The 19,230-nt window shown below is 64.3% G+C and carries 15 protein-coding genes and 1 riboswitch; of the genes, 1 reads left to right on the forward strand and 14 read right to left on the reverse strand.

Features of this window, described 5'->3' with window-relative positions:
* Window positions 1–94: 94 nt before the first annotated feature.
* The 14 genes from ACDK93_RS04455 to ACDK93_RS04520 all read right to left on the reverse strand — a co-directional run bounded on the left by ACDK93_RS04455 (window position 95) and on the right by ACDK93_RS04520 (window position 17,750).
* A complete protein-coding gene (locus ACDK93_RS04455) occupies window positions 95–1,105 on the reverse strand; it encodes a diguanylate cyclase domain-containing protein (protein WP_458072340.1) in 1,011 nt (336 codons plus the stop codon).
* Window positions 1,106–1,123: 18 nt separating this feature from the next.
* Complete coding sequence (locus ACDK93_RS04460; protein ID WP_458071387.1) at window positions 1,124–1,690, reverse strand: chemotaxis protein CheB; 567 nt, start codon at window positions 1,688–1,690, stop codon at window positions 1,124–1,126.
* The gene (locus ACDK93_RS04465) at window positions 1,677–2,546 is read right to left on the reverse strand and encodes a CheR family methyltransferase (protein ID WP_458071388.1); all 870 of its coding nucleotides are present in this window, start codon (window positions 2,544–2,546) and stop codon (window positions 1,677–1,679) included. Before ACDK93_RS04465 ends, ACDK93_RS04460 begins: the two co-directional genes overlap by 14 nt.
* Before the next feature lie 6 nt (window positions 2,547–2,552).
* Window positions 2,553–6,203 carry a response regulator gene (locus ACDK93_RS04470; protein ID WP_458071389.1) on the reverse strand — a complete coding sequence of 1,217 codons (3,651 nt, stop codon included), beginning with the start codon at window positions 6,201–6,203 and terminating at the stop codon, window positions 2,553–2,555.
* A gap of 109 nt (window positions 6,204–6,312) precedes the next feature.
* Window positions 6,313–7,233: a CPBP family intramembrane glutamic endopeptidase gene (locus tag ACDK93_RS04475; RefSeq protein ID WP_458071390.1), complete on the reverse strand. Its 921-nt coding sequence runs from the start codon at window positions 7,231–7,233 to the stop codon at window positions 6,313–6,315.
* A gap of 152 nt (window positions 7,234–7,385) precedes the next feature.
* The gene (locus ACDK93_RS04480; protein ID WP_458071391.1) at window positions 7,386–8,987 is read right to left on the reverse strand and encodes a peptide chain release factor 3; all 1,602 of its coding nucleotides are present in this window, start codon (window positions 8,985–8,987) and stop codon (window positions 7,386–7,388) included.
* Window positions 8,988–9,234: 247 nt separating this feature from the next.
* The gene (gene fusA / locus ACDK93_RS04485) at window positions 9,235–11,364 is read right to left on the reverse strand and encodes an elongation factor G (RefSeq protein WP_458071392.1); all 2,130 of its coding nucleotides are present in this window, start codon (window positions 11,362–11,364) and stop codon (window positions 9,235–9,237) included.
* Between the two features lie 356 nt (window positions 11,365–11,720).
* Window positions 11,721–12,749, reverse strand: a complete 1,029-nt coding sequence (locus ACDK93_RS04490) for a LysR substrate-binding domain-containing protein (RefSeq protein WP_458071393.1) — start codon at window positions 12,747–12,749, stop codon at window positions 11,721–11,723.
* Window positions 12,750–12,962: 213 nt separating this feature from the next.
* Window positions 12,963–13,484 (reverse strand): shikimate kinase, encoded by a 522-nt coding sequence (locus ACDK93_RS04495; protein ID WP_458071394.1) that lies wholly within the window; start codon window positions 13,482–13,484, stop codon window positions 12,963–12,965.
* A 23-nt stretch (window positions 13,485–13,507) separates the two neighbouring features.
* Complete coding sequence (locus ACDK93_RS04500; protein WP_458071395.1) at window positions 13,508–14,182, reverse strand: M24 family metallopeptidase; 675 nt, start codon at window positions 14,180–14,182, stop codon at window positions 13,508–13,510.
* A gap of 41 nt (window positions 14,183–14,223) precedes the next feature.
* Entirely contained in the window at window positions 14,224–14,580 is a 357-nt protein-coding gene (locus ACDK93_RS04505) for a DUF1304 domain-containing protein (protein WP_458071396.1), read from the reverse strand.
* A 98-nt stretch (window positions 14,581–14,678) separates the two neighbouring features.
* Window positions 14,679–15,851 (reverse strand): fatty acid desaturase family protein, encoded by a 1,173-nt coding sequence (locus ACDK93_RS04510; RefSeq protein WP_458071397.1) that lies wholly within the window; start codon window positions 15,849–15,851, stop codon window positions 14,679–14,681.
* Between the two features lie 90 nt (window positions 15,852–15,941).
* Window positions 15,942–16,670: a 2OG-Fe dioxygenase family protein gene (locus tag ACDK93_RS04515; protein WP_458071398.1), complete on the reverse strand. Its 729-nt coding sequence runs from the start codon at window positions 16,668–16,670 to the stop codon at window positions 15,942–15,944.
* 63 nt (window positions 16,671–16,733) lie between these two features.
* Window positions 16,734–17,750 carry a cysteine synthase A gene (locus ACDK93_RS04520; protein WP_458071399.1) on the reverse strand — a complete coding sequence of 339 codons (1,017 nt, stop codon included), beginning with the start codon at window positions 17,748–17,750 and terminating at the stop codon, window positions 16,734–16,736.
* 234 nt (window positions 17,751–17,984) lie between these two features.
* A riboswitch (SAM riboswitch) is annotated at window positions 17,985–18,103 on the forward strand.
* Window positions 18,104–18,188: 85 nt separating this feature from the next.
* On the opposite strand from ACDK93_RS04520, the gene metX reads away from it, so the two are divergent.
* Window positions 18,189–19,220, forward strand: a complete 1,032-nt coding sequence (gene metX / locus ACDK93_RS04525) for a homoserine O-succinyltransferase MetX (protein WP_458071400.1) — start codon at window positions 18,189–18,191, stop codon at window positions 19,218–19,220.
* Window positions 19,221–19,230 lie beyond the last annotated feature (10 nt).

The raw sequence follows: 19,230 nt of genomic DNA on the forward strand, positions 1-19,230 counted from the left end.
CAAAAACAAAGCGGCGGGCAGTAAATCTGCTCGCCGCTTTGTTTTTGCCCACGGCTTTCCGATCGCGAGATCACTGAAAAAGTGGCGCTGCAATTCACGCCGCCGCGGCAGGAGGGCCGGCCAGCACGCAGCGATTTTTTCCGGCGCGCTTGGCTTCGTACATCGCCCGATCGGCCGCCTGGATCAGCTGCTCGTCGGCATCGTGCCCATCGCTCTGAAGATAGTGCGCTACGCCGATGCTGGCACCCACCCGCACGGTGATCGTGCTTTCACCAATCATCAGCGGATAAGCTTCGGCCAGCGCATCGCAGAGCGACTGGCACAATTGCACGGCCATCAGCGGATCCTCGATGTCTTCCAGGATCAGCGCAAATTCGTCGCCGCCGAGTCGCGCAACGGTGTCGTTGCTGCGCAGCTGTGCCTGCAGTCGCGCGGCGATTTCCTGCAGCAGCACATCGCCGGTGGGATGGCCGTGTTCGTCGTTGACGCTCTTGAACCCGTCGATATCGATGCAGGCGAGCGCAAAGCTGCCGTGGTGGCGCTGTGCACGCTGGATCGAGCCGCGCAGGCGGTCGTGGAACAGCATGCGGTTGGGCAGGCCGGTGAGCGTGTCGTGGCTGGCCTGGTGGCGCACCATCGCCTCGATGCGTTTGCGCTCGGCAATTTCCGCCGTGAGCTGTTCGTTACGCTCGGACAGCGCCGCAAGCGTCTGCTCCAGCTCGGCGCGGGCCGCATAGAGTTCGAGGAATACGCGCACCTTCGACTGCAGGATCACGTCGTTGATCGGCTTGGCCACGTAATCCACCGCGCCGGATCGATAGCCTTTCAGCTTGCTCAGATCGTCGGCGTAGGCGGCGGTGACGAAAATGATCGGCGTTTCGCGTAGCTGCTCCGATTCGCCGAGCAGTGCGGCGACTTCGAAACCGTCCATATCCGGCATGTTGACGTCGAGCAGGATCAGCGCGAACTGATGGTCCAGACAAAGCCCGAGCGCGGCGTTGCCGCTGCTCGCCTCGAATATGTCCGCGCCGCAGCGCGCCAGCAGCCGGCGCATGGCGACCAGATTGGCAGCGGTATCGTCAACAACGAGGATTTTCGGCAGCATCAGGTCCAACGCACGGGTTCAGGCCAGACAAAGGCGGTTGAGCAACGGGGCAATCGCTTCGAGCGGCAGGCAATAATCGGCGCCTGCCTTTTCCAGCGCGGCGCGGGGCATGGCGGGGGCCTCCGCACCCTCGGGTGCCTGCACCACGGCCACGCCACCGCGCCGGCGTATTCTCGCCAGTCCCTCGGCGCCATCGCTGTTTGCTCCGGTGAGCACCACGCCGATCAGTCCGGCGCCGTAAACGTCGGTCGCAGAACCGAACATCACGTCGATCGAAGGCCGGGAATGGCGCACGTGCTCATCCACAGACAGTGCGAAGTGGCGATCGTTCTCCAACAGCAGGTGATAGCCGGCAGGCGCCACATGCACCATGCCGCCGACAGCCGGCTGCCGCTCGCGCGCCTCGAGGATTGGCAGCGTGGAGTGACTGGCCAGCAGCTCGCACAGAGCCGACACATCGCCCGAAGTATGGCAGCAGATCAGCAGCGTTTGCGTCAGCCGGCGATCGATGCCGCTCAATAGTATCCGCAGCGCGTGAAAGCTGCCCTGGGAGCAACCGACGGCGATCGCCTCAGGCAGACGCATCGCGCTCCCCGTGGCCGGACTGCAGCTTTCGACGGTACAGTCGCAGGCTGGCGTCCATGGCGGTGAAGTCCGCCGCCGCCGGCGCAAAATCGAGGCTCTCGCGCAGCCCGAGACACAGATATCCGCCGCGCACCAGGCTGTCGCGGAACAGAGCGAGCGTACGGTTCTGCAGCTCGTTGGAGAAGTAGATCAGCACATTGCGGCACAGCACCAGGTGCGCCTCGCAGAAGACCTTGTCGCTGACCAGATTGTGGTTGGTGAAGGTGATGTTCCGGCGCAGGCGTTCGTGCAGACGGATGAAGTCGTAGCGTGCGCTGTAATAGCTGGAAAGCGAATGACCGCCGCCCGCTTCGATGTAATGGCGCGACCAAAGCTGAGCATCCTTGGCCGGGTAGATGCCTTCCTGCGCGCGCTTCAGCGCTGCGGCGTTGAAGTCGGTAGCGAAGATGTGGCTGCGTTCGTAGAGGCCGGCCTCCTCCAGCAGAATCGCCAGCGAATAGACCTCCTGCCCGTTGGCGCAGCCGGCCTGCCACACGTTGATCCGCGGGTAGGAGGCCAGCAGCGGCAGCACCTGCTCGCGCAGTGCGCGGAACACCGCTGGATCGCGAAACATCTCCGACACGGGCACTGAAAGCCCCTGGACGACCTGGCCGACAAAGTCCGCCTCGTGCAGCAGCCGCGCGGTCAGCGCGCTGATGCTGTCGCAGTGATGCACGTGCATAAGCTGGCGCACGCGCCTTGTCAGCGAGGCCGGCGCGTACTGGCTGAAATCGAAGCCGTAGCGGCGCCTCAGCGCCAGTACGAACAGATCGACCTCGATCTGTTCCAGTTCGATGTCAGGCGGCGGTGCCGACATGCGCGTTCATCGCTGCAACCAGACGCGAATCATCGAGGCGAGCTTGTCGATGTCGATCGGTTTGGAAAGATAGTCGCTGGCACCGGCCTCGATGCATTTCTCGCGGTCGCCGCGCATCGCCTTGGCGGTGAGCGCAATGATCGGCAGGCGGGCGAATCGCGGCTGCGCGCGGATGGCCCGCATGGTGTCATAACCGTCCATGACCGGCATCATGATATCCATCAGCACAAGCTCCGGTGCTTCGTCATCGGCCAGCGCTCTGAGCGCCTTCTGGCCGTCCTGCGCCATGGTAACCACCAGGCCCCAACTGCGCAGCACCTTGGACAGCGCAAACAGGTTGCGCATGTCGTCGTCCACCAGCAGCACGCGCCGGCCGGTCATCTCGGCGCTGGCCAGCGCGTTGCCGCCGTTCGCCAGACGCCGGGGCGCATGCTGGATGCTGTGCAGGAAGAGGCTGACCTCATCGAGCAGGCGCTCCGGCGAGCGGGCGCCCTTGATCACGATGGAGTCGGTGTACTGCCGCAGCAGCAGGTTTTCCTCGCGGCTGAGGTCGCGGCCGGAATACACCACCACCGGCGGCACGCCTTCGGACGCCGTGGACAGGTGCTCGAGCAGCTCCAGCCCGGACATGCCGGGCAGGCCCAGGTCCAGCACGATGCAGTCGTAGCGGGTGGTGGCGGTTTTCTCCAGCGCCTCCTCGGCCGAAGCGGCTTCGTCGATCAGCACATTGTCGGCGCGCAGCATGGTGCGTACCGCCGTGCGTGAGTCGGCCTCATCGTCGACGATCAGCAGATGGCGCTGATGGCCCTCCGCAAAATGCAGCAGCTTCTCGAACGCCGCCGTGATCGATTCGCGGCTTACCGGCTTGGTGAGAAACCCCACGGCGCCTAGCTCCAGCCCGCGGGTGGCCTCGTCGGTGGCGGAGATGAAATGCACCGGGATCGCGCGCGTGGCGGCATCCGCCTTGAGGCGGTCCATCACCGTCCAGCCGTCCATCATCGGCAGCATCACGTCCAGCAGAATGCCGGTGGGGTGATGCTCGCGCGCGAGCTGCAGGCCGTCCTCGCCGTTGCTCGCGGCCAGCGCGCGGTAGCCTTTGCGGTGAATCATGTCGATCAGGATGCGGGTGAAGGCGGCATCGTCCTCGATCACCAGAATGGTGGTCTGGCCGGGCTGAATCGCGCGTCGGTCGTCGTCGATGTCATCGGGCAGCAAATGCGGTGAGCCCGTACGAGCGAGGGCCGACACGGCGGTGCGCGGCAGGTTCTCGATGGCGTCGCCGACATCGTCCGGCGGCGTTTCCGGCAGCAGCACCGTAAAACAGCTGCCGCGACCGGGTTCACTCTGCAGCACGATATCGCCGCCCATCAACTGGCTCATCCTGCGCGAAATGGCCAGACCCAGGCCGGTGCCGCCAAACTGACGGCTGGTACCTGCGTCGACCTGTTCGAACGCGTTGAAGATGTGCTGAAACTTGTCGGCCGGAATGCCGATGCCCGAATCGGTGACGCTGATGGCGATCAGCGGTTGCCCGGCCAGGTCGTTCGGCACAGCCAGCTCGGCGTGCGGGCGGCCGATGCGCACGCCAACGTTGCCTGTGGCCGTGAACTTGAATGCGTTGCTGAGCAGATTGTTGGCGATCTGTTCGAGCTTGGCACCATCGGTGCGCAGAACGGCTGGCAGGTCAGGGTCGATGTCGGCGGTGAAGCCCAGCTGCTTCTTTTCAGCCACATGCACAAAGGTGCGCATCAGCCGGCGCTGCAGGTCGGCCAGCGGCAGCTCGTCGATCATCAGCTCCATTTTGCCGGCTTCGATCTTGGACAGGTCGAGGATGTCGTTGATCAGGTGCAGCAGGCTGGTGCCGGAGTCGTGAATGATCCGCGCCGATTCGATCTGCTCCTCGTCGAGATTGCCGGTGTCGTTGTCCGACAGGCTGCGCGACAGGATCAGCAGGCTGTTCAGCGGCGTGCGCAGCTCGTGCGACATGTTGGCCAGGAATTCGGATTTGTACTGGCTGGCGCGCGCAAGCTCCTCGGCCTTTTCCTGGGTCTCCAGCTGCAGATCCTCCAGCACGCGTTTCTGCCGGTTGAGGCTGTCGGTTTTCTCGCGCAGTTCCTCGTTCGAGGCCTGCAGCTCTTCGGCCTGCACGCGCAGCTCTTCTTCGGAGGCGATCAGCCTTTCGGACTGCTCTTCGAGCTCCACCGTCTTGGCCTGCAGCGCGTCGTTGTTTTCGCGCAGCACATCTTTCTGCTGGCGCATCACCAGCTCGGACAGACGGAGCTCGTCGGCCTGTTCCTGCGTGCGCTCGAGCAGATCCTGCGTCCTGACCGCGCGGTTGAGGTTTTCCAGGGTCAGCGCCACGATCGGCAACAGCTCGTCGAGCAGCTGCTGGTGCAGTGGATCGATGGCCGTAAAGCCGGCCATCTCGATCACGCCGATCAGCCGGTCGCGGAACAGCACCGGCAGAATGACGACGGTGTTTGGCAGCGCTTCACCGCTGCCCGAATCGATGCGCACATAGTTGGCCGGCACGTCGTTCACGAATATCGGCTTGCGCTCGATCGCGCACTGACCCACCAGGCCTTCGCCCGGTATGTAGCTGTCTGCGGTCGGGTTGCCCAGCCGCAGGCCGTAGCTGCCGAGCAGGTCGAGTCGAAAGCGCGTCTCGTCGAAGGAATAAAACAGGCCCACGCCCATGTTGAACAGCGGCACAAGCTCGCTGGTCAGCCATTGGGCAAACTCGCGATGCGTGGTCGCCTCCTGCAGCCGGTGCGAAATGCCGCTGACCTGCGTCTTGAGCCACGTTTGCGACTGCGTGTCGATGGCCATCTGCTTGAACACCTGCAGACCGCGAGCGATCTTGCCGATCTCGTCCTGCCGGTTCAGCCGGCGGATCTCGAAGTCGTGATCGTGGTCGGACAGCCGCGCCATCAAATCGGTGAGCCGCCGCAGCGGTCGCGTCACCAGTCGTGAAGTCAGGCGCACGATGGTGAAGCCTAGCAGCAGCCCGAGCAATGCCGCCACGATGCTGGTGATGCGGGTAGTGCGCAGCGACGCATCCAGGCGCTGGCTGCGCACGCTGAGCAGCTGGTTTTCCTCCGCCACCATGCGGTCGAGCACGCCCTGGACGTCCTCGATGGTGACGGTGCGACGCTCCAGATAATTCGACTGGATACGCTGGCGCTCGAGCGCGGCCGCTGCCGGATCGCTGATGGCGAGCTGGGACATCGGGTTGAGCGCGTTGGCGGTGAATTCCTGCTGCCAGCGGGTCGCCATGGCTTCGATGGTGCCGATGCGCGACTGCTGGATCGCGTTGTCCGAGGTCAGCTGGCGCATCTGGGCGAGGTGCGCGAAGAGGTCTTTATTGCCGTTCTCGAACATTGCGCGCTGGTCAGGGCGCTGAAACAGCAGGTAGCCGCGGGCGCCAATCTGCGCCGTCTGCGCTGCGCGACGCACGTCACCGATGGCCAGCAGCACTTCGTAGGTATGGGTTGTCCACTGCCGATCATCCTGCTGCTCTCGCAGCGAGCTCATCGTCACTGCACTGGTCAGCAGAAACAGCGCCAGCAGCAGGCCGATGCCCAGTGCGATCTTGCGCTGCAAGGGCTGATTGGCCAGCCATGACTGCTTCGATGATGGGGGGTGTGTCGCTGGCATGCGCTGGCCGTCAGGGTTCAGGAGCAATCGTTGGCAGCCACCGTGGCGATGGTCCGCGTACGACAGAGTAGCCGTTGTCACGGCCCCGCCATAGCGTGGCGCCCGGCCGCTATACCGGCGCGGCAGGACCTCCGTGCCGGCGGCGCAACGGCACGATGGAATCCCGCCGTTGCACCACGATCAGCAGGGTTGCCGTGAACAGCGAGCACACCAGCAGCGCCACCACCGATGCTTCGGCACCGAACGCGCCACCGCTGAGCCACGCCGGTCCCGTGCGATAGGAAATTAGCCAGCCATCGACCGTGCTGCCGGAAACAGGGATGCCGTACACCGTGCCCTGCATGATGTTCCAGCCGGCGTGCAGGCCCATGCATGCCCACAGCGAGCGGGTCACGTGATACAGCAGGGCCAGCATCACGCCCGCCTCGACGGCAATGGCCGTCGAACTCCACAGCGTGGCGCCGGGGTTGAAAATATGTGCGCCGCCGAAAAACAGCGCCGACACCGCGACGGCAATCCACGTGCCGCAACCTTCCTCGACGATGCGAAACAGCACGCCACGCATCACGATCTCCTCGCCAATGCCGGCACCCATGCCGGCCACCAGCAGCTGCGGCAGCCAGTTCACGTTCGGGTTGATGCCGATGACGTGGTATGCGCCGCACAACCACAGTACGCCGACGACGATGCAGAAGAGTGCTGCGCCCGTCGCTAGGCCGGTGATGCCGGAAGTAGGTAGCGTTGCCATCGCGAATTCACGCATGCGGCGGCATTCGATCAGTTTGACGAGCAACAGATAGGCGATCAATGCCGGCAGCAGTTGCAGGCTGAGTGTGACTAGCGCCAGCTTCAGCGGTGAGGCTGCTTTTGGCGCCCAGCCCAATAGTCCCAGCGCGATGTGGATGATAAAGCCGACGGCAAACAGCATCGCTGCGAAAAAGACGATCCGTGCGGCTGCAGAAAACACCAGCCAGCGCTGCCAGCGCGGTGCATCGGGCGGCGTGGAAAAGGCAAGCGGCGTGGTCTGCATGGCAATCCCGGGTGAGGGTCGATGCCTCACGTGTTCGCGCGGCGCCGTTCGTACCGTTCTCGTCGCCGGCGTGCGGAGAGTGGGTTTTGCAATGAAACCCAAGGCCCGGAAAATCGCTCCGAGTGCTCGGCGCCGCGGATCAAAAGAAGCGTTTAAGCGACCACCGCCGCGGCGTGTTCGCGCGTATTGGCAAAGCGCACCTGCGGCCAGCGCTCCTGCGCCAGCTGCAGGTTGACCCTCGTCGGTGCGATATAGACCAGCTCACCGGCGCCGTCGATGGCGAGGTTCATTGCGTTCTTTTCGCGGAATTCGGCCATCACCTTTTCGTCGTCGCAGTGCACCCAGCGCGCGGTGGTGACGGTGACCGGCTCGAAGCTGGCGTCGACGTTGTATTCGTCCTTAAGGCGATAGGCCACCACGTCGAACTGCAGCACGCCGACCGCGCCCAGGATAAGGTCGTTACTCATCACCGGTCGGAAAAACTGTGTAGCGCCTTCCTCGCTGAGCTGGGCCAGGCCCTTCTGCAGCGCCTTCATCTTCAGCGGATCGCGCAGGCGCGCGCGGCGGAAAAGCTCCGGCGCGAAGTTCGGGATACCGGTGAAATTGACCGATTCGCCCTCGGTAAACGTGTCGCCGATGGTGATGGTGCCGTGGTTGTGCAGGCCGATCACGTCGCCGGGGTAGGCGGTTTCGACGATCTCGCGGTCGCTGGCCATAAAGGTCAGCGCGTTGGCGATGCGCACCTCCTTGTTGGTCCGCGTCTGCACCATTTTCATGCCGGCGGTATAAGTGCCCGAGCACACGCGCATGAAGGCGACGCGGTCGCGATGCGCCGGGTCCATGTTCGCCTGGATCTTGAACACGAAGCCGCTGAGCTTTTCTTCCTCCGGTTCCACCTCACGCGTAAGTGTGGCGCGGGGCCGCGGCGAGGGCGCGTTCTCGACGAAAAAATCCAGCAGCAGCTGTACGCCGAAGTTGTTCACCGCCGAGCCGAAAAACACCGGCGTCTGCCGGCCGGCGAGGTATTCGTCCATATCGAACGACGGTGCGGCGCCTTGCACGAGTTCGAGCTCTTCGCGAAGCTCGCGCATCGCCTCGTCGCCGATCTTTTCCAGCAGGCCGGGCGCATCGAGACCCTTGAAGATGGTCGAGTCCTGGCGGGTGAAATTCTTGCCCGGCTCGAACACGTGCACTTCGTCCAGCAGCAGGTGATATACGCCCTTCAGCCGCTTGCCCATGCCGATCGGCCAGGTCAGCGGCGCGCAGGCGATGCCCAGCACCGATTCCACTTCGTCCAGCAGTTCGATCGGCGAACGGCCCTCGCGGTCGAGCTTGTTGATGAAGGTCATGATCGGCGTGTCGCGCAGGCGGCACACCTCCATCAGCTTGATCGTGCGTTCCTCCACGCCCTTGGCGCAATCGATCACCATCAGCGCCGAATCCACCGCGGTCAGCACGCGATAGGTGTCTTCGGAAAAGTCCGCATGGCCAGGTGTGTCGAGCAGGTTGACGATCTTGCCCTCGTACGGGAACTGCATCACCGAAGAGGTCACCGAAATGCCGCGCTCCTTTTCAAGCGCCATCCAGTCTGACGTGGCGTGGCGGGCGGCCTTGCGGCCCTTCACCGAGCCGGCCATCTGGATCGCGCCGCCGAACAGCAGCAACTTTTCCGTCAGCGTGGTCTTGCCCGCGTCAGGATGGCTGACGATGGCAAACGTGCGGCGGCGGCGGGTTTCTTGGAGATGCGAAGACATGCGGGCAGGTCGGCTGGAGCGTCAACCCGTAATGATACCGCGGATCAGCCCGCGGCCAGGAGCAAAGCCCACGTAGGTTGGCGGTGAGCGCAGCGAACCCCAACATAGGGCCGGCTGGCTTGTTGGAGTTCGCTGCGCTCACCACCAACCTACGCGTCGACCAGACAAAAAAGAACCCGAGGATCGCTCCCCGGGTTCTTTGAATAGCGCACTGACCCTCAGGTAAGCGCGCCATGGAAAAAGAAGCTTACTTCGCTTCCTTCTCCATCAGCTTCTCGACCATGCTGGCCGGCACTTCTTCGTAATGATCGAAGATCATGGTGAAGTTGCCGCGGCCGCTGGTGGCCGAACGCAGGAAGTTGATGTAGCCGAACATTTCAGACAGCGGCACGAAGCCCTGCACGAAGGCCGACATGCCCTTCTGGCCCTGGTCGGAGATGCTGCCGCGACGACGGTTGATGTCGCCGATGACGTCGCCGAGATAGGTCGCTTCGGTGACCACTTCCAGGGCCATGATCGGCTCGAGAAGCTTCGGTTTGGACATCTTCTGTGCCTCGCGGAAGCACGCGCGCGCGGCGATTTCGAAGGCCAGCGCCGAAGAGTCGACGTCGTGGTACTTGCCGTCGATCAGGCGTGCCTTGAAATCCAGCACTTCGTAGCCGGCGACCTGGCCCTGGCGCGACTCGACTTCGATGGCGTGCTGCACGGCCGGGATGTATTCGCGCGGGATGCGGCCACCGACCACTTCGTCGGAGAACACCACGCCCGAGCCGGACTCGCCTGGCTCGAAGATAATCTTCACTTCAGCGAACTGGCCCGAACCGCCGGATTGCTTCTTGTGGGTGTAGGTGTGCTCGACGGTCTGGCCGAACGCTTCGCGGAAGCTGACCTTCGGCTTGCCCATGTTGGCGTCTACGCCCAGCTCGGTGCGCATGCGATCCAGGGTGATTTCCAGATGCAGCTCGCCCATGCCCTTGAGCACGGTCTGGCCGGTTTCCTTGTCCACTTCCATGCGCAGCGACGGATCGGCCTTGACCATCTTGTAGAGCGCGGTGGACATCTTGTCGACGTCGTTGCGCGTCTTCGGCTCGACCGACACGCTGATCACCGGATCCGGGAAGCGCATGCGCTCGAGCAGAGCCGGGTGGGCCGGATCGCTCAGCGAGTCACCTGTCTCGGTGTCCTTCATCGACACGAACGCGCAGATGTCGCCGGCGCGCACTTCGTCGATTTCCTTGGTCGCATTGGCCTGCACTTCCACGATACGGCCCACGCGCTCTTTCTTGCCGCGGGTGACGTTCTGCAGCGTGTCGCCCTTCTTGATCACGCCCGAGTAGACGCGGCAGAAGGTGAGGGTGCCGAACTGGTCGTTGATGACCTTGAACGCCAGCGCGCGCGCCGGTGCGTCGTCGCGCACTTCCTGCTCGCCGATGACGTTACCGTCCTCGTCGACCATCGAGATGCCGCCGTTCTCGCCCGGGTAGGGCATGTAGTCGACCACGGCGTCCAGCAGCTGCTGCACACCCTTGTTCTTGTACGAGGAGCCGCAGAACACGGGCACCAGCTTGCCGGTGACGCAGCCCTTGCGGATGCATTCCTTCAGCTTCGCCGGATCGTGCTCGCCGGTGTTGATAAGCTGCTCGAAAGCGTCGTCGTCCATCGCCAGTGCGGTTTCCAGCATTTCTTCGCGCAGCTTCGGCAGCTGATCGATCCAGTCGTTGTCGACGGTGGAGCCGAACTTCAGGCGAGCCTTGGCTTCCTCAAACGAAACGGTTTCCCACTTGCTGTCCTTGTCGTCCGACGCCCAGATATAGGCCACGTTGGCGACCAGGTCGGCCATGCCGCAGAACTCGTCGCTGCTGCCCAGCGGAATCTGGCACAGCAGCGCCGGTGCGCCGAGGCGCTCGCGGATGCCCTTGACGCAGTGCGCGAAGCTCGCGCCGATGCGGTCCATCTTGTTGATGTAGCACACGCGCGGCACGTTGTACTGGTCGGCCAGGCGCCAGTTGGTCTCGGTCTGCGGCTCCACGCCCGCCACGCCGTCGAACACCACCACGGCGCCATCGAGCACGCGCAGCGAGCGGTTCACTTCGATGGTGAAGTCCACGTGTCCCGGGGTGTCGATCACGTTGATCTGGTGACCCTTCCACTCGGTCGACACGGCGGCCGACTGAATGGTGATACCACGCTTGCGCTCCTGCTCGAGGTAGTCGGTCGTGGTCGAGCCCTTGCCGTCTTTCGTGTCGTGCACGTCGACGATCTGGTGCTTCTTGCCGGTGTAGTACAGAACACGCTCGGTCGTCGTGGTCTTGCCCGCATCGATATGCGCAATGATGCCGATGTTGCGATAAAGGGTGAGTGGTTTGTTTCTGGCCATGACCTGGTTTCCGAAATGTCGAGCGTGGTTGGATGAGTAATCGTTGGGTAAATAACGTCGATCGGCGGGCCGCACGGGGCCGTCCGCCTCACGGCCGCGCTTCATAGGGCGTGCCTTGAATCCGGTTCAAAGGCATCGCCGGCGAAGATCGGCAGCGGCTAACTCATGATTTTAGCGTGTTTTCGGGTCCGAATTGTGATTCGGCCGATTTTCATGCGTGCAGGCACCCGATATGGCCCGCTGGGGCGGCCTTTTTGGCAAGCCAAGAGCGCCATCGGTTGGGCGGGCCAGACGCTTCGCCGGCCGCACAGGCTTGCCTGCGGACCGCCCGGGGACGAGGCGAGGCCGTCGCAGGTTTACCGCTGCGATCCGCGTGCCGGAAACGGCACTACCTGGGGCGATGCCGACCCGGGCAGGTGCCAGAATGGCGTGGCTGGCCACTGGCCGGCAAAGTTGACGCCGCTGGCCAGCGCCTGGGTGACCTGGCCCCGATCCAGATGCGGCGCGAACTGCGCCACGAACTCCAGGGCCTGCTCGCGCAGCGGGCTTTCACGCCGCAGCACGATCCACGTGGTGCAGGTCGGAAACAGGTGATCGGCCGGCAATGCGCGCAGGTGCTCCGCATCCGCCGGCTGCAGCGCCATCTCGGCCAGAATGCCCACGCCCATGCCGGCGTTGACGTAGGTTTTGATGAGGTCGGCGTCGCCGGCGGTCATGGCGATCTGCGGGTGCAGGCCCGCCGTCTCGAAGATCTGCCGCAGCGACGAATCCGCTTTCAGCGACGAGTCGTAGCTGATCAGCGGCACTCCGGCCAGCTCGACCAGCGTCAGCGGCCGCGTGAGCTGGGCAAAGGCGTGTTCGCGCGGCACCAGGGCGACGCGGTGCCAGCGGTAGGCCGGCAGCGCCAGGCCGTTGGTCTTCGGCGGCCCGCCCGATGTGCTGACGATAGCGATGTCCGCGCCGTCGCTGTCCAGCACGTCGAGCAGCAGGGCGTCGGCCGTAGGCTGCAGATGCACGCTCAGGTTGGGAAAGCGCTGACTCAGCACGCCGATGGCTGGCGGCAGGGCAAAACGCGCCTGCGTATGCGTGGTGGCGATGCGCAGCATGGTGCGCGTCACGCCATGCATGGTGGCGACCACCGAGCGGATCGAATCCACTTCGGCCAGGATCATGCGGGCACTTTCCAGCACGCGGCCGCCGACGTGGGTAAGGCTTTCCAGATTGCGCCCGCGCCGGTTGAACATCGGAAAGCCGAGTTCCTCCTCCAGATGGCGCAGATGCTTGCTCAGCCCGGGCTGGGTCGCGTGTACGCGCTCGGCGGCCAAGGAGATATTGAGTCCGCAATCGACGATCGCGACGAGATGGCGCAGCTGGGTCAGGGTCATGGCGTTGTTCGCAGTGCGTTTATGAGGGGCTGGCTTGAGGTTTGCCCGAGGAAAGGCAGCTACCTCCGCAAACATCGCCCGTCATTGACGCACGGCCATCCATACGGGCCAAAGCGGCTTGCGCCACTCGACTCCGCTGCGATGCTGGTCTGCACAATAAAGGCCATATGGACGTCTATACATCCATAATGAATGATGAGTCAAGCGTGTTGCTCAGATCGACGGGCGAGTGTTAGCGCGAATCAAGTCCGCAATCCATAGCGGCAGTGACGCGTACTCGTGCTTTGCTCCCTTACGTGCATCGAAGATATGTCGGTGCCGTTGGTACGACCAGTCGTCGCGGCGTACGTAGTATCCAGTAACCCAAGCCTGCAGATTTTCCAGCATCGCGTTCTGCGCCTCGACCGAGGCGTACTTGTGCGGTTCCCATGGCCGTCTCCGGTTGTTGGCCAGGCAGGCCTCACGACCGGGATTGAGAAACACCAGCTCGTCGGCGTGTGGCGCCGCGGCGGCGACAAGTTCGCCATAGCAGCCTTCGATGATCCAGCGCGGATGGGTGTGGAGAAACCCCTGCAGCGAGCGATCGACATCGGCGACTGCACGCGGCACGGCGACCTGTCCGGACTCCCATACGATCGTGTCCAGATCCAGATGAGCCAGTGCGTGCCGCTCGGCCATTGCCTTGGCGTAGGTGCTTTTGCCGGAGCCGGAGTTGCCGAAGACCAGAATTTTCATGACTTGCCTTGACGCACGCCTTTTTATGCAACGCCTGCCGACAGCAGCAGATCCTCGTAGAACGCGCCAAAGGGCTCGGTGGGGTGCGCGATCTGGATTTCCAGAATCCACAGCCCGCTCGCCGGCGTGGCCTCCAGCGCGTCGAGGTCGCCGCCCTTGTGGATCGCGTGCGGAAAGTCGCTGACGCGATGGCCTTTGGTGGCGTGGTTGAGACGGTAGCCCAGCGCCTCGGCGCGTTCGTCGGCATAGGCATACAGCGCCCGGCCGCTCAAACCTTGATTTCGCCACGCGTCGGCAACCTCGTGGAACAGCGCGCGCGCCGCGTCGGCGCAGGCCTGCTGCAGCGGCGCATCGCCCACCGTAAAGGTATCGCCCACATCGCCTTCGTGGCCGTTGAACACCAGGCCAAGGTCGATGAAGTAGCTGTCGTTTTCGCCCAGCCGCACGGTCGGATCGGATTTTTGCCGATACGTCTTGGTGGTGTTGGCGCCGATGCGGATCAGTACCGGATGCCAGAGTCGTTCCGTGCCCAGCTCGCGAAAGACGTTGGCCGCTTCCACTCGCGCCTCGTCTTCGGAAATGCCGGGGCGCATACGCGCGCGGATACCGTGGAGCGCCGCCCAGCTTTTGTCGCGAGCGTGTTGCATCAGGTGGATGTCGTAGCGTGTGCCGACGGCTTCGCGCGTGGTGGCAGGCACGGTGTCGAACCCTAGGGAAAGTTGTTGACGAAGTGACACGATCAACCCAGATGCAAAAGCAGCAAAGCAATCAGCGCCGGCAGCGCCTGGATCCACAGAATCTTCCGGCTGACCGTGAGGCCGCCGAAGATGCCGGCCACCAGCACGCAGGCGAGAAAGAATGTTTTTACACCGAAGCCGGCGACGCCAAGGCTCAGGCCCCAGATCAGTCCTGCGGCGAGGAAGCCGTTGTACAGCCCCTGATTCGCCGCCAGCGCTTTCGACTGCTGGGCAAACTCCGCGGTGAGGCCAAAGGCGCGGCGGCCGGCTGGCTTGGTCCACAAAAACATTTCCAGCACCAGGAAATACACGTGCAGCAACGCGATGATGGCAGTGACGACGGTGGCGGCGACGGACATGAGCTTCCCGGGGTGGCGACGTTCGCCGGCTGCGGCGGTGATCGTGTCGGCCAGTGTCGCAGCCGGATCAGCCTATCGCAAATCCGTCGATCACTAGTTCAACGCGACACCGGAGCAACCGGCGCCAGCACCGGCCGAACATCAACTACTGGCGTGGCCAGCCGCCGCAGCCAGCGATAGTGCGAGGCGATGCCCGCGGCAAAGCTGCGGTGCGTGCGGTAAGTGATGCCATATTCTCGACAGGTGGCCTCGACTACGCGCGCCACGGCCGGGTAATGCACGTGCGAGATGCGCGGAAAAAGGTGATGCTCGATCTGAAAATTGAGTCCGCCGATCAGCCAGCTCAGCACGCGGCTATCGCGCGAAAAATCCACCGTGGTCTCCAGCTGGTGAATCGCCCACGGCGTGTCCATCTGTCGGCTCGCGGTGTTAGGTGCGGGAAAGTCGGCTTCTTCGACCACGTGCGCCATCTGGAACACCAGCGCCAGCAGCACGCCGGCCACGGCGGAGGTGGTTGTATAGAACAACAGCACCGCACCGATCGAGTGAAAGAACAGCGGCAGTCCAAACGCCAGCATAAAGAACACCAGCTTGCCGATCACAAAGCCCGCCAGATCCCACCTACGCGGCCGATCGAACGGGCGCTCGCCGACCGTACCGGTGATCATGTCGCGAAAATCGCCGTAGACGTGCCAGCGAATGGCGGTGACTCCGTACAGCACCCACAGATACAGGTGCTGCCAGCGATGCCAGGGCCGCCAGGGCTGCTCCGGCGACAGTCGCCCCAGCACGCCCAGATCGATGTCGCTGTCGTGCCCGGCAACATTGACCCAGGTATGGTGAAAGCGCGCGTGCTTCCACTGCCAGATGTACGAGCTGCCGCCGACCAGATCGAGCGTCAGCGCCATCAGCCGGTTGACCCAGCGCCGATCCGAATACGCCTGATGGCCGCCGTCGTGCATCACGTTGAAGCCGATGCCGGCCACCGCTGTGCCGAGCACCACGCTGATCGCGAGTGCCTGCCATCCGTTGTCGGCAAAAAACACCAGCGCAATATAGCTGGCGGCAAACGCGGCCAGGATGACGGCGGTTTTCAGAAACATCGCCGCGCTGTCGCGCTGGCGGGTGCCGCTGTCCCTGAACTGCGCGTCGACGCGGCGACGCAGCTCGCGATGAAAGCGGTTGTCGCCGCTGAACTTCAGGCGTTCGGACGGGGCGTCGGGCAAATCCGCGGCGGCGGTCGTCCTGCGATGCGATAAATCGAAGGACATGGGGCAGCCAGACGAGAGATGTGGCTACCAGCCTAGCCCATCCGCGGTTACGCGGGTGTTGTGGTGCTGCGGGTTCGCCGACAGGCAGGCTTAAACCGCCGCCTTGAACGTCACCACCAGCACGTCGCGATGCGCCGGCTTGGTCGGATCGAACGGCGTCACCGCGGTCACCCCGTGGCTGACCTTGGCGTCGTCGACCAGGGCCGCGTCCAGCGCGTGGGTCAGGGTGAAGCTGCCGAGCAGGTCGCCGTTGCCGCCGTGGATGGTGGTAATGCCGCTTTCGATATTGGTACGGTCGATCAGCAGCACCAGCACGTAGTCCACGCCGTCGCGGTGCACGCCTTCGGGGGTCGGTTCGCCGGCCTCGCCGATGCTGGCCTCGATGCGGAACTGATGCACCTCGACGTGCCAGCGCGCCACGCGCGGCGCCAGCGAGCCGAACAGCGCATGGCTGAACGCAATAATGCGGCGAAAGCTGGGGCCGTCGGTGATCTTCGGCCGGATCGGCACGAACCATCGCTCGATGCCGCCCTGCAGCTTGTTGTGCTGAAGCGTTTGCACATGCGGCTGCTGCGGATTGCGGGTGATATCGCCTTCGGCACTGATTTCGAACGTGGCGTGGCGGCGCCGGCGCTTGCGCCCCTTGGCGGCTAGGTAGGCGTCGGGCGCCAGATCGTTCCAGCTTTCGGTGAATGCCTGCCAGTCCGGCAGCGAGCGCGGATCGTCCAGCAATCCATTCATGGTCTCGGCGCCGAGAAAGGCAAAGCCCTCACCCTGCAGCCGGGCGTGCAGGGCGGACAGATCGGATTGAGTCGTCATGCCGTTACGTTACCAGCAGGCGCAGGTGCGCCGATATCCGGAGCGGTCGATGCATGTGCTCTATCAGCCAGGAAACGCGGCATCCAGCCACGCCGGTACCGGAATATTCTTTTCGCGCAGAAAGCCCGGATTGAACAGCTTGGCCTGATAGCGCGTGCCGGCGTCGCAGAGAATCGTTACCACGGTGTGGGCCGGGCCCAGCTCGCGCGCAAGCCGAATCGCGCCGGCCACGTTGACGCCGCTGGAGCCGCCGACGCACCAGCCTTCGTCGTGCAGCAGCCGATGCGCCAGCGGGATCGATTCATCGTCCGGTATCGACCAGGCCAGATCGATCGGCGCGCCGTCGAAGTTGGCGGTGACGCGGCTGGAGCCGATACCCTCGCTGATCGAATTGCCGCTGGCGACCAGTTCGCCGGTGTTGACGTAGCTGGCCAGCGCCGAACCCGTCGGGTCGGCCAGCGCAATTCGTACGCCGGGGTTGCGCGCTTTCAACGCACGACCCACGCCCGCCAGGGTGCCGCCGGTGCCCGACGCGCAGATGAAGCCGTCGATGCGGCCGTCCGTCTGCTCCCATATTTCGACGCCTGTGGTTGCTTCATGGAAGTCGCGATTGGCCGTGTTGTCGAACTGATTGGCGAACCACGCGCTGCCGGGGTCGGCGGCGTTCAGCGCTTCGGCGTGTGCGCGAGCCTGATGGGCGTAGTGGTTGGGATCTTTGTAAGGCACGGCGGGCACCAGCCGCACTTCGGCACCAGTGATGCGCAGCGCGTCGATCTTTTCGCGGCTCTGCGTTTCGGGCATGAAGATGATCGTGCGGTAGCCGAGGCTGGCGCCGAGCAGGCCCAGACCGATGCCGGTATTGCCGGCGGTGCCTTCGACAATGGTGCCGCCGGCGCGGATCAGCTGGCGATGGCGCGCGTCCTGCAGCAGGCCCAGCGCGGTGCGGTCCTTGATCGAGCCGCCCGGGTTCATCAGCTCGGCCTTGGCCAACACCTCACAGCCGGTGAGTTCCGAGGCGTGGCGCAGGCGCAGTAGCGGCGTGCGGCCGATGGCGCTGGCGAAGTTCGGGTGATGGGTCATGAGCTGGCGTCGTCAGTGGCTGGATTCCGGAGGCCAGTTTAGAGCGAATGGGTCACGCCAGCGGGCTGCGAGCGGCAGCTGCGCGCATTTGCTTCAGCAGCGCGTCATCGCATGCGCCCTGGCGAAGTGTGGCGTCGGCGGTCGTAAGGCGGTATGTAGGCATGATCAACGGTTTATACGTTTAGATGTTTAGACGTCTATTGACAACAAAAGGACCAGCCTTTACTGTCGATCCACTCATCGAGACCGGCTGAGGGACAGGCCCATTGAAGCCGGGGCAACCTGCGGAACGTTTCCGCAACGGTGCTAATTCCTGCGGAAGCGCCATCTGGCGCCAATCCGGAAGATGGGCGTCATGTCTCGCAGCGCTTTGCTGACGATTTCACGCATGACGACCTCTCCGGCCCTTCGCAGGACGATGCCGACTGGAGAGATGCCATGACCTGCCCGCCCGAAACCCTGGCCACCACCAGCGCCCACGCCGCGATCGATGCGATCCTGGCGCCGCTGCGCCATCGCCCCAGCCTGACCGTTCGGCGCAGCATGCGCCGCGTCACGCTGACGCCGAAGTACGGCAGCGAAGCGGTCGAGGGTGACGTGCGCTATGCGTGGACCGGTGCGCCGGACGCGCCCACGCTGATCGTGCAGGGCGGTATTTCGGCCGACCGCGACGTGGTGACGCTGGATCGCGACGCGGCGCCGGGCTGGTGGCAGCCGCTGGTCGGGGCTGGCGCGGCTATCGATCTCAACCAGTGGCGCGTGCTGTCGATCGACTGGCTGAGCCCGGCTGAACTGGGTGCCCATGCCATCTCCAGCGAGGATCAGGCCGATGCGCTGGCCGCCCTGCTGCAGTCGCTGAACGTGCCGCAGGCGCACGCCTTTGTCGGCTCTTCCTACGGCGCGATGGTCGGTCTGGCGTTTGCGGCGCGCCATCCGCACGCAGTCGATCGGCTGGTGCTGCTGGCTGGCGCGCATCGTCCGCATCCGCTGGCCACCGCGCAGCGCAGCGTGCAGCGCGGCATCGTGCGCATGGGCCAGGCCAGCGGCCAGGTGAACGAGGCGCTGTCGCTGGCGCGTCAGCTGGCCATGACCACGTACCGCGGCAGCACCGAGTTCGGCAAGCGCTTTGCCGGTGGCCCGGAGTTCCGCGATGGCCGCTTCCATTTTCCGGTCGAGGATTACCTGGAGCACGCCGGCCGCCGCTTCGTCGAGCATTTCGATGCGGACCGCTTTCTGGCGCTGTCCGAATCGATCGACCTGCATGACGTGTCGCCCGAGCGGGTGCCAGTGCGCTCGACCCTGATCGGCTTTCCGTCCGACCGGTTGGTGCCGCTGTCCGATCTGTGCGAGCTGCAGACGCGCCTGCAGGGGTCGGCCACGCTGGAAGTGGTCGACTCGCCGTACGGTCACGACGCCTTCCTGAAGGAACCCGAACAGCTGGCGCCGCTGCTGCGCGGCGCGCTGACCTGATCGACGCGGG

It is taken from the genome of Rhodanobacter sp. BL-MT-08, assembly GCF_054161255.1.

Excerpts from the sequence above, each read along its gene's own strand:
- ACDK93_RS04455 (WP_458072340.1), bottom strand. The coding sequence starts at position 1,105 with ATGCTGCCGAAAATCCTCGTTGTTGACGATACCGCTGCCAATCTGGTC.
- ACDK93_RS04460 (WP_458071387.1), bottom strand. The coding sequence starts at position 1,690 with ATGCGTCTGCCTGAGGCGATCGCCGTCGGTTGCTCCCAGGGCAGCTTT.
- ACDK93_RS04465 (WP_458071388.1), bottom strand. The coding sequence starts at position 2,546 with ATGTCGGCACCGCCGCCTGACATCGAACTGGAACAGATCGAGGTCGAT.
- ACDK93_RS04470 (WP_458071389.1), bottom strand. The coding sequence starts at position 6,203 with ATGCCAGCGACACACCCCCCATCATCGAAGCAGTCATGGCTGGCCAAT.
- ACDK93_RS04475 (WP_458071390.1), bottom strand. The coding sequence starts at position 7,233 with ATGCAGACCACGCCGCTTGCCTTTTCCACGCCGCCCGATGCACCGCGC.
- ACDK93_RS04480 (WP_458071391.1), bottom strand. The coding sequence starts at position 8,987 with ATGTCTTCGCATCTCCAAGAAACCCGCCGCCGCCGCACGTTTGCCATC.
- fusA (WP_458071392.1), bottom strand. The coding sequence starts at position 11,364 with ATGGCCAGAAACAAACCACTCACCCTTTATCGCAACATCGGCATCATT.
- ACDK93_RS04490 (WP_458071393.1), bottom strand. The coding sequence starts at position 12,749 with ATGACCCTGACCCAGCTGCGCCATCTCGTCGCGATCGTCGATTGCGGA.
- ACDK93_RS04495 (WP_458071394.1), bottom strand. The coding sequence starts at position 13,484 with ATGAAAATTCTGGTCTTCGGCAACTCCGGCTCCGGCAAAAGCACCTAC.
- ACDK93_RS04505 (WP_458071396.1), bottom strand. The coding sequence starts at position 14,580 with ATGTCCGTCGCCGCCACCGTCGTCACTGCCATCATCGCGTTGCTGCAC.
- ACDK93_RS04510 (WP_458071397.1), bottom strand. The coding sequence starts at position 15,851 with ATGTCCTTCGATTTATCGCATCGCAGGACGACCGCCGCCGCGGATTTG.
- ACDK93_RS04515 (WP_458071398.1), bottom strand. The coding sequence starts at position 16,670 with ATGACGACTCAATCCGATCTGTCCGCCCTGCACGCCCGGCTGCAGGGT.
- ACDK93_RS04520 (WP_458071399.1), bottom strand. The coding sequence starts at position 17,750 with ATGACCCATCACCCGAACTTCGCCAGCGCCATCGGCCGCACGCCGCTA.
- metX (WP_458071400.1), top strand. The coding sequence starts at position 18,189 with ATGACCTGCCCGCCCGAAACCCTGGCCACCACCAGCGCCCACGCCGCG.